General features: G+C 69.9%; 9 protein-coding genes. 2 read left to right on the forward strand and 7 right to left on the reverse strand.

All coding sequences use genetic code 11. The annotated features are described in order from the left end of the window. Positions 1-544: 544 nt before the first annotated feature. The gene (locus NE2_RS23375) at positions 545-2,128 is read left to right on the forward strand and encodes a DUF7159 family protein (protein ID WP_106958546.1); all 1,584 of its coding nucleotides are present in this window, start codon (positions 545-547) and stop codon (positions 2,126-2,128) included. 27 nt (positions 2,129-2,155) lie between these two features. Here NE2_RS23375 and tsaD read toward each other — a convergent pair whose 3' ends face one another. The 6 genes from tsaD to alr all read right to left on the reverse strand — a co-directional run bounded on the left by tsaD (position 2,156) and on the right by alr (position 7,426). After that, positions 2,156-3,190 (reverse strand): tRNA (adenosine(37)-N6)-threonylcarbamoyltransferase complex transferase subunit TsaD, encoded by a 1,035-nt coding sequence (tsaD, locus tag NE2_RS23380; RefSeq protein WP_063029420.1) that lies wholly within the window; start codon positions 3,188-3,190, stop codon positions 2,156-2,158. Continuing rightward, entirely contained in the window at positions 3,187-3,720 is a 534-nt protein-coding gene (gene rimI / locus NE2_RS23385; protein ID WP_063029422.1) for a ribosomal protein S18-alanine N-acetyltransferase, read from the reverse strand. The genes tsaD and rimI overlap by 4 nt, the downstream gene beginning before the upstream one ends. Next, positions 3,717-4,406 carry a tRNA (adenosine(37)-N6)-threonylcarbamoyltransferase complex dimerization subunit type 1 TsaB gene (gene tsaB / locus NE2_RS23390; protein ID WP_030513502.1) on the reverse strand — a complete coding sequence of 230 codons (690 nt, stop codon included), beginning with the start codon at positions 4,404-4,406 and terminating at the stop codon, positions 3,717-3,719. Before tsaB ends, rimI begins: the two co-directional genes overlap by 4 nt. Positions 4,407-4,675: 269 nt before the next feature. Further along, the gene (gene tsaE, locus NE2_RS23395; RefSeq protein WP_063029424.1) at positions 4,676-5,161 is read right to left on the reverse strand and encodes a tRNA (adenosine(37)-N6)-threonylcarbamoyltransferase complex ATPase subunit type 1 TsaE; all 486 of its coding nucleotides are present in this window, start codon (positions 5,159-5,161) and stop codon (positions 4,676-4,678) included. After that, complete coding sequence (locus NE2_RS23400) at positions 5,154-6,284, reverse strand: alpha/beta fold hydrolase (RefSeq protein WP_063029425.1); 1,131 nt, start codon at positions 6,282-6,284, stop codon at positions 5,154-5,156. Before NE2_RS23400 ends, tsaE begins: the two co-directional genes overlap by 8 nt. After that, positions 6,284-7,426, reverse strand: a complete 1,143-nt coding sequence (gene alr, locus NE2_RS23405; protein ID WP_233429863.1) for an alanine racemase — start codon at positions 7,424-7,426, stop codon at positions 6,284-6,286. The genes NE2_RS23400 and alr overlap by 1 nt, the downstream gene beginning before the upstream one ends. Before the next feature lie 161 nt (positions 7,427-7,587). Between alr and NE2_RS23410 the strand changes: the two genes are divergently transcribed. After that, complete coding sequence (locus NE2_RS23410) at positions 7,588-8,406, forward strand: SDR family oxidoreductase (RefSeq protein ID WP_063029429.1); 819 nt, start codon at positions 7,588-7,590, stop codon at positions 8,404-8,406. Between the two features lie 92 nt (positions 8,407-8,498). Here NE2_RS23410 and NE2_RS23415 read toward each other — a convergent pair. Then, positions 8,499-9,723 (reverse strand): NAD(P)H-hydrate dehydratase (locus tag NE2_RS23415; protein ID WP_063029431.1); only part of this gene is annotated, 1,225 nt, incomplete at its 5' end.

Raw genomic sequence — 9,723 nt, forward strand, 5'->3', positions numbered from 1 at the left:
GGGACCCTTGCCCAAAGTCGAGCTGGCACCTGAGCACAACCAGTGCCGACTAGCACTCTATACACGAGAGTGCCAGCGCTCAAGGGTGGGCAGTGCTGACATCGCGACACGCCCGAGGGCGTGGCAATTGCTCCGAAAAATCTGTAACGTTCGGATAACGGATTGTGACAGTATGTAAGACGGTTTCGTGATCGGTCATGCCGTACGACAGTTGTGTCGTTACGGCGCGTCCATCGGCCGTAACCGTCACGCGATCCGTTGAGTACCACTGCTTCACCCACTCGCGCGACAACCTCGCGCACACCTGAGACGAGAACAAGACCGCACGTGATCGACGGCCGGTCCCGACCCTGAAAACGGATCGCACCTGATGGGACCGAAAGCCTGACGGAATGGCGCCTCACCGGACCGCCCCCGACGGAGGAAGACCCGCCCCGATCCGCGCGCGGAGTATTCGCCGCACAGCGGATGCCCGTGATGTCCGTTCGAGATGGTCGGTTCCACCAAGGCCGTCCGCTCGACCAGCTCGAGAAGGGAGGTGAACATGCGAACATCCCTCGGTATCTCCGCCGGGAACGAGGTCGTCTGCTCGGCCGTCGTCACCACCACCCCCAACGGCGCCCAGAGCTTCGACTACCGCGTCGTGTCGGCCGATGTGGCACATTCCGATCCGGGTGATCTGGTCGCCTCGTCGATCGAGCTGATGACCACGCAGATGCCTCGCGACTACCTGCACCGGGTCGGCACGCACACGCCCGGCGCCTCGGCGCCCCAGACCCAGCCCGTCCCGGCCGGGGCCATCGCGGTCGCCTACCGCGATCGTGAGCAGGCGATGGCGATTCGCGCCGCGATCGGCAAGCAGCGCCGGGATGTGCAGCTCATCCCCGAAAGTACTGCGGCACTCACCTATTTGCGCGAGACCGGCCTCCTCGACCGCTACGAGACGGTGGCCGTGATCGACCTCGGCGCCTCCGGTACGACGGTCACCGTGGCCGATCTGGCCGACGACACCGTGCTGCGTTCGGAGCGCACCGAGACGATCAGTGGCGCCGCGGTGGACGAGCTGATCTATCACCATCTGCTGGACTGCCATTTCGCCCGCAGGGGCACCCGGCCCAACCGGACCATGCTGATCAACCGCAGCCGGGCCGCCAAGGAGCATCTGTCCATCGCCCCGGCGGTGACCATCGATCACGTCGCCGGGCAGCCGCTGAAGCTGACCCGCGCCGATTTCGGTGAACTGATCGCCGATCTGCTGCACGAGGCGGCAGACTACGCCCGCGCGGTCTTCGCACGAGCGCCGAAATCCCCGGAGGCAGTGGCGATCATCGGCGGCGGCGCCAATATCGCCTCGCTGGTCGAGGGACTCGACGCACTGCTCGACATTCCGGTGGTCTCGGTTCCGGAGCCGGAGGCGGTGACCGCGAAAGGCGCGGCGCTGGTGGCCGATTCGGCCCAGCCCTCGACCTTCTCCCCGATCGCGCTCGGTGGCGACGGATCGGCCGGAACCTTCACCAAACTGATCGGCACCCTCGTCGGTGCGGTCGTGGTGGTCGGTCTCGTGGTCGGCTACGGCGTCAAGGAGCTCGTGCCGACCGCCCACCAGGATGTGACCCCGGCGGGGACTACCGGTACCCAGCTGACCACGTCGCCCGCGTCGTCTCCGATGCCAACGGGTACATCGACGGACGGCACCGGGCAGAGCCGGACCGAGCATCCGCCGACGAGCTCCACCCAACCCGGCAGTTCGGCACCCGGCACATCGCCGGGCAGCTCGCTGCCGACCACCCATGCCGATCAGGTGCCGGCGGTCACGCCGACGACCAGCGCGCCGGTCCTGCGGCCGGATCCGAATCTGCCGCAGATCCCGCTGCCCAACCTGCCGCATCTGCTCGGCCCGCTGCTGGGAACCACCACGCCGCAACCGGTTACGCCCGAGACGACCACACCGGACAGCCCTACCCCGGGGGCCGCGCCGACCAAGCCGGGCAGCACCCGAATTCCGGTACCGCCGCACTCGAGTTCCGGGTCCGCGGAGACGGACCCGGCCCAGCCCGCCGAGCCGGGTGAATCCACTCCCTCCGGGCAGCCGACAGCGCCCAGCACGACCGTGCAGCCCCAGAACTGAGCCGGTGGAATCCTTTTCGGGACGGCCTCAGCGAATCTGGCTGGTGGACACCGAAAGACCCGGGTCGGTCGCGACCGTCAACGGAGACGGTTCGGCGCCGCCCGCGATCACGTGGGCGCCCAGGGTGGCGATCATGACGCCGTTGTCGGTGCACAAGCGCGGCTTCGGCACCCGGAGGGTCAGACCGGCGGCCGCGCACCGCTCTTCGGCCATCGACCGGATCCGGGAGTTGGCGGTCGCGCCGCCACCGAGCACGAGCGTGTCCACACCGACATCCTGCGCCGCGCGCACGGCCTTCATGGTCAGCACGTCGGCCACCGCCTCCTGGAACGAGGCCGCGATATCGGGGATCGGCAGCTCGGTCCCGTTGCGCTGGGCCGCCTCGACGTAGCGGGCGACGGCCGTCTTGAGACCGGAGAAGGAGAAGTCGTAGCGCGGATCACGCGGCCCGGTCATCCCGCGCGGGAATGCGATCGCGGCCGGATCACCGTGGACCGCAGCGGCATCCAGCGCCGGACCGCCCGGGAAGCCGAGGTCCAACAGCCGCGCCACCTTGTCGAACGCCTCGCCGGCGGCATCGTCGACGGTGCTGCCGAGTTCGGCGATCGGCTCGGCCAGATCGGTCACGTGCAGCAGATGGGTATGCCCGCCGGAGACCAGCAGGGCCACGCACGGCGGCATCGGTCCGTGTTCGAGAGTGTCGACGGCGACGTGCCCGCCGAGATGGTTCAACGCGTACAGGGGGATATCCCAGGCCGCCGCATAGGCTTTCGCGGCCGCCACGCCCACCAGCAGCGCACCGGCCAGGCCCGGTCCGATGGTGACCGCCAGCGCATCGGGCTTGGCGATGCCGGCCGTCGACAGCGCACGCCGCATGGCGGGCACGATGGCCTCGAGATGGGCGCGCGAGGCGATCTCGGGAACCACGCCACCGAACCGCGCATGCTGATCGACGCTGGAGGCGACCTCGTCGGCGAGTAGCTCGCAGGTGCCGTCCGGATGGCGGCGCACGATGCCGACACCGGTTTCGTCACAGGAACTTTCGACACCCAGGACGATCATGACAGGACCTCGGAGTCGTGGGCGCGCTCGACGCCCGGGTGCGGGAATCCGGTCATCGCCGGGCGGCGCATGGTGAACGCGTCGGCGCCGCTGGGCTGGTAGTAGCTCTTGCGCAGGCCGATGATGTGGAAGCCGTGCTTCTCGTAGAGCGCGATGGCCGGGGCATTGTCGGTGCGCACCTCGAGGAAGACGGGCCCACCGCGCCGCCCGGCCTCGGCCAGCAACGCGCGCAACAGGGCGGTCCCGATGCCGCCGCGGTGCACATCCGGATCGACACCGATGGTGTGAATCTCGGCCTCGGGATGGTCGAGCGTGCCCAGCAGTGCGATGCCCGCGTACCCGAGCATGCGCCCCGCGTCGTCACGCGCCACCAGATAGCGATTGTGCGAACCGGCCAGCTCCGAGCGGAAGGCGACGTCCTGCCAGGGATCGTCCTCCGGGAACAGCAGCAGTTCCAATTCCACGCAGCGCGCGATATCGGCCGGGCCCATCGGTTCGATATGGACCACCGGCGAGGATTCGGTACTCATCGCACCGCCTGATAGCTGCGTTCGACCGCATCGGGACGGCGCAGATACAGCGGGACCAGCGGCTGCGGCGTCGCGCGCGCGAGGATGTCGTGGGCGGCACACCGCACCAGCCCCGCCGCCGAGGGGGTCTCCACCGGCAGCACCGGAAGATCGAAAAAGTCCACGTGCGAGGGTGATCCGGCGATCGCGGTCGCGTCCCCGGAATCCAGATCGACCGGTTTGCACACGCCGGGACCGTCGACGCGGCCGCCGCGGCGATACCGCGCCCAGTACACCTCGCGGCGGCGGGCGTCGGTCACCACGAGCAATTCGGCGCCGGAGCTCTCGTCCTGACCGGCCGGCACCTCGGGCCATGCCTCCGCGGCGATGGCGTCGAGACTGCAGACGCCGTGCACCGGCAGGCCCAGGGCGTCACCGAAGGCGGCGGCGGTCGCCATTCCCACCCGCAGGCCGGTGAACGGGCCGGGGCCGATACCCACCACGACCGCCCCGATATCGGTGCGCGTGCGGTCGGCCTCCTCGAGGCAGGCCAGAATCTGCGGGGTGAGCACTTCGTTGTGGGCGCGCGCGTCCACGGTCACCCGGGAGGCGAGAGTGCGGACCTGCGGCTGTGTGGCGGCCTGCTCCAGTTCCACCAGTCCTGCTGTAACGGCAGGCGTCGCGGTGTCGACAGCAAGTACAAGCATGATTGCCTCAACGATACCGGTTGGTCACCTCCCGTATGCCATCAGCGCCGTCGGCGTATTCGCATGTCGCAACCGCGGGGCAAACCGCTGCCGGCCGGACGTGCGCACGTCGTGACAAGGCGACCGCGTGGCGCTCGTCAACGACCAAGTGCCGCAACAACTGCCGGGGTGCCGGTGCGGAGGTCCGTGATCCGGGCCCGGCGGCCGGGCCGGATTCCGCGCTGCCGCGTATTCGCCCGAGGCGCATCGGTGGCGAGCATCACAACCGATCAGTACTGACCGACCCACTCCCAGGTGGCGGTGCGGGTCTCCGATTCCGCTTCCCGATACAACCGCACCCGCAGATGACGGTCCGCGAGATGTTCGACGACGCCGAGGCCCCACTCGACCACCACCACCGATTCGTGCAGATCGGCATCGAGATCCAGCGCGTCGAGCTCGTCGAGATCACCGCCCAGCCGGTAGGCGTCGACATGCACCAGCGGTATCGATCCCGGCGCCGCGCCCGCGCGGTGCTGCCGCGCGATGATGAAGGTCGGTGAGCTGACCCGTCCTTCGACCCCGAGCCCGGCCGCGATCCCCCGGGTCAGCGCGGTCTTCCCCGCGCCCAGCGGGCCGTCGAGCACCACCAGATCGCCGGGCCGCAGCTCGGCGGCCAACTCCCGGCCCAGCGCCTCGGTATCGGCGACCGTGGGCAGTTCGCGGCTCTCGGCCTCGCCCTGTGCTTCCGGGGCTTGCTCGCGATGCTCAGCCATTGCTCGCCTCCCGCCCCACGCCGTAGTCGACGGACGCGCCGCCGAATACGCCCGTGCGCAACAGCAATCGATCCAGCGCGGCGTTGATCAGCTCGGGATACTGCAGATGCACCATATGCGCGGCGTCGGTGACCCGGATCAGATCGGCGTCCGGCAGCCGGGCGGCGAGTTCCCGCGAATTGCGGAACGGGATGATCAGGTCGTGGTCGCCGCCGACGACCAGCGCCGGCCGCGGCGCGAGCACCGGCAGCGCCGCCGATTCGTCGTGCACCTGCAGGGCTTCGAGAAATTTCACGATGGTCTCGACCGGTGTGCGATCGATCATCGAGGTGGTGAATCGCGACAGTGTCGGACTGACGTCGCCGTGGAACGAACTGACGTGCAGCACCGGGGTGATCAGCTGACGGGCCGTGACCCGCCCCGCCTGCACCAGCGCCGGGGAGGTGTGTGCGAGCACCCGGAACCCGTCGATCGCGGGACTGCGCAACAGCTGTGCCGCACCGGCGCGGGTCACCCCGGCCGCGGTGGTGGACAGCAGTGCGGAGGCCAGCACGCGGCGCTCGAACAATTGCGGATCGCGCGCGGCCGCCGCGAGAATCGCCATCCCACCCATGGAATGCCCCACCAGCACCAGCGGCCCGTCGGGGGCACAGTCCTCGATCACCCGCAGCAGATCGCGTCCCAGCTGTGGAACCGTGCAATTCGCAGTGCTCGACGTGCCGGAACTGCCGTGCCCGCGCAGATCGAAGAACACCATGCGGACCTGCGCGCCCCACTGCCGCGCCAGATCGCGGCGCTGAAAGTGGAACGACTGCATGCTGTTACAGAATCCGTGCACGAAAACGACGGTGGCAGCCGGGTTCTCGGCGCCGACGACGCGCGCGGCCAGCGGTACGCCGTCGTCGGCCACCACCCGGCGCGCGGGATCACGGTCCAGCAAGGTGAAATCCTCGTCGCGCAGGTCGTCACCGCGAGCCGGCCAGGCGACGGCGGCGCCCATGCGCCGCAGGGCCTGCGCACCGGCCAGCGCGCCCAGCACACTCGCCGACGCCACCCCGCCACGCAGCAGTGTGGACCGTAACCGGCGCGCGCTCCGAAACTGATGTGCCCGTTCGGGTTCCATCACACCACCCCTGCCTGTCCGGTATAGCCTCGCACGACACGGCCGCGCGGGGAACACACGATCTCGTAATGGATGGTGTTCATCAGTTCCGCCCACCGCTGGGCGTGCGGATCACCCGGTGCCCCGCCGAACAGCACCGCGCGATCCCCCTCCTGCACTCCCTGCCGGTTCTCGCCCAGGTCCACGACCAGCTGATCCATGCACACTCGGCCGATGTTCGGATACTCCGCATCCCCGATCCGCAGCGCGATCCGACCGCCCAGGCCGCGCGGCACACCGTCGGCGTAACCGGCCGGAATCAGTGCCACTGTGGTGTCGTGCGGCGCGATCCACTCGTGCCCGTAGGACACGCCCTCGCCCTGCGCCACCCGCTTGACCAGGGCGACCCGGGCTCGGAAGGTCATGGCCGGGCGCAGGCCGAAGTCGGAGATCTCCGGAATCGGACTCAGGCCGTAGACGGCGATACCTGGCCGCACCATGTCGAACGCCAGATCGGGCCGGGTGAGCGTGGCCGCGGAGTTGGCCAGGTGCACCACCTCGGGCTGCAGCCCGTAGTCCTTGGCGAGGGCGATGGCCTCGACGAATCTGTCCCGCTGCACGTCGATGACCGGATGCTGCGGCTGATCGGCGTGGGCGAGGTGGGAGAACATCGCCCGCAGATGCACCACGCGCTCGGCGACCAGCTCCTGCAGCAGGGTCAGCACGTGCGGATACTCCGTGGAGGAGACGCCGTTGCGATTCAGGCCGGTATCGAGCTTCAGCGTGACGGTCGCGGTGGTTCCGCTCGCCCGCGCCGCGCGCTCCACCGCCCGCAGGTGGGCGGTCGAGGAGACTCCGATCTCGATATCGGCGGCGATCGCGGCGGCGTAATCCGCGTCCGAGGTGTTGAGCCAGCTGAGGATGGGCGCGGTGATACCGGCCGCGCGCAACTCCAGCGCCTCGGGGATGGTGGTCACGCCGAGTTCGGCCGCGCCCGCGGCCAGTGCCGCCCGGCCGACCTGCACCGCTCCGTGGTTGTAGGCGTCGGCCTTCACCACCACCATCACCGCGGCATCGCCCGCGTGTTCGCGCAGTATCCGCACGTTGTGTGCGATGGCATCCAGATCGACGACGGTCTCCACCTGCGGATCAGCGCTACTCACGGCTACCGATCCTGCCACGCGGCGCGTCGCGCCCACCCGGCGCGCCCGGGTGATATCGGATCGAGCCGAAATCAACCCTTGCTTGGAGTGCACTCCAGCTCATTAGCGTGGTTCACGCGGGCACACGCCGCCCGCCACCACCCATCGACCAGAGGGGTTTCATGAGCAAGGTTTGGTTCATCACCGGCGTCTCGCGCGGCTTCGGCCGCGAATGGGCTCTGGCGGCCCTCGAGCGCGGCGACCGGGTCGCCGGAACCGCGCGCAAGCTGGAGACACTCGACGACATCGTCGCCGCCTACCCCGACACCTTCCTGCCGCTGCAACTCGACGTCACCGACCGCGCGGGCGACTTCGCGGCGGTCGCGGAGGCCGCCGAGCGGTTCGGCCGCCTGGACGTCGTGGTCAACAACGCGGGGTACGGCCATTTCGGCATGATCGAGGAACTGACCGAAGAGGAGATCCGCGCTCAGCTCGAGACCAACGTCTTCGGGGCGCTGTGGGTCACCCAGGCGGCGCTGCCGATCCTGCGCGAGCAGGGCAGCGGGCACATCATCCAGGTGTCGAGCATCGGCGGGATCAGCGCCTTCCCGAATCTGGGCGCCTATCACGCGTCGAAGTGGGCGCTCGAGGGGTTCTCGCAGTCGCTGGCGCAGGAGGTCGCCGGTTTCGGCATCCACGTCACATTGATCGAGCCGGGCGGGTTCAGCACCGATTGGGCCGGCCCGTCGTCGGTGCACAGCACGGAGAACCCCGCCTACGACGAGGTGCGGGCGGCGCGCAATCGGACCCGTTCGGCCCAGCAGCCCGGCGAGCCGACGGCCACGCGGGCGGCGATCCTGGCCGTGGTCGACGCCGACAAGCCGCCGTTGCGGCTGTTCCTGGGGACCGCGCCGCTGCAGATCGCGACCGCCGACTACGAGTCGCGACTGTCGACCTGGCGCGAATGGGAGTCGGTCACGCGGGCCGCCCAGGGCGACTGACCGGGCACGAACCGGGCGGACCGGAGTTGCTCGCGCTTCGGTCCCGGCACCCGGCCGTCCACCGTGGTTCCGCCGTGGCGAAGATGGCGCGGTCAGAACGGATCGGCCGGCAGTCCGTCCGCGGCATCGGCGAGACTACGCAGGGTCCGCACCGCGGCTCGTAGGTGATGCAGCAGCGGAGTGGCCGAAATGGGCGCTGCCGCATCACTGTCGGCATGGGCGGCGAGATTCGCGGCGAGGGCGTGGACACGCGCGGCGGCCGCCGCCGCCCACCCCGGGTCCCGTCCCGCTGCCAGCAGTGCGCCGATGACGCCGGACAGTACGTCCCCGGCGCCCGCGGTGGCCGCCCAGGAACCGCCCGCCTCGTTGACCAGCGTCGGCTCGCCGGGGGTGGCGACCAGCGTGGACCGCCCCTTCAGCAGGACCGTGACCTGCCACTTCTCGGCGAGTTCGCGCACCGCCGCCACCCGGTCGGGGCCGAGTTCACGGCCGGTCAGACGCGCGAATTCGCCTGCGTGCGGGGTCAATACGGTCGGTGCGCCGCGACCGGTGACCAGCTCCGGCGTGGCGGCCAGCAGGGTCAACCCGTCGGCGTCGACCACCACGGGCAGATCGGTGGCCAGGACTTCCGCCAGGCGCTCGCGCGCGGCGTCGTCGGTGCCCGCCCCGGGCCCGAACACCCAGGACTGCACCCGCCCGGTTCCGGAAATACTCTCGGCCGCAATGACTTCCGGGAATTGCGCGAGAACCTGCGCGGCCGCGGTTCCGGCGTAGCGGACCATGCCGGAGGTGGCGGCCACCGCGGCGCCGGTACACAACACCGCGGCACCGGGATAGATGTCGCTGCCGGCGTGGATGCCGGTGACACCCTGCGTGTATTTGTCGTCGTGCGGTCCGGGCACCGGCCAGTCGCGACCGATAGACACCGGCTCCAACGCGGCCAGCTGCGGCTCGGGCAGGCGTAAACCGATGGGAACCAGCTGAATTCGCCCACACCACGGCGCGGCCAGCGCGTGCACCGGTTTATAGGAACCGAAGGTGACCGTCACCGCGGCCCGTACCGCCGGGCCGTCCACCGCACCGGTATTCGGATCGACACCGCTCGGCAGGTCGGCGGCGACGATCGGCGCCTCGATCGCCGCTACCAACTCGGCGGCCCGGGGTCGCAGCGCACCTCGGCCGGAGATCCCGATGATGCCGTCGACCACCAGGTCCGGCGTGCCGAGCAGTTCGGCGGCCGATCCCGCCCCGGCCTCACGAATCCGCCCGCCCGCCCGGCGCAGCGCGGCGAGTCCTTCCGCATGCGCTCGCTCGGGC

This window comes from Nocardia elegans NBRC 108235 (assembly GCF_001612845.1).
Classification (GTDB): domain Bacteria; phylum Actinomycetota; class Actinomycetes; order Mycobacteriales; family Mycobacteriaceae; genus Nocardia; species Nocardia nova.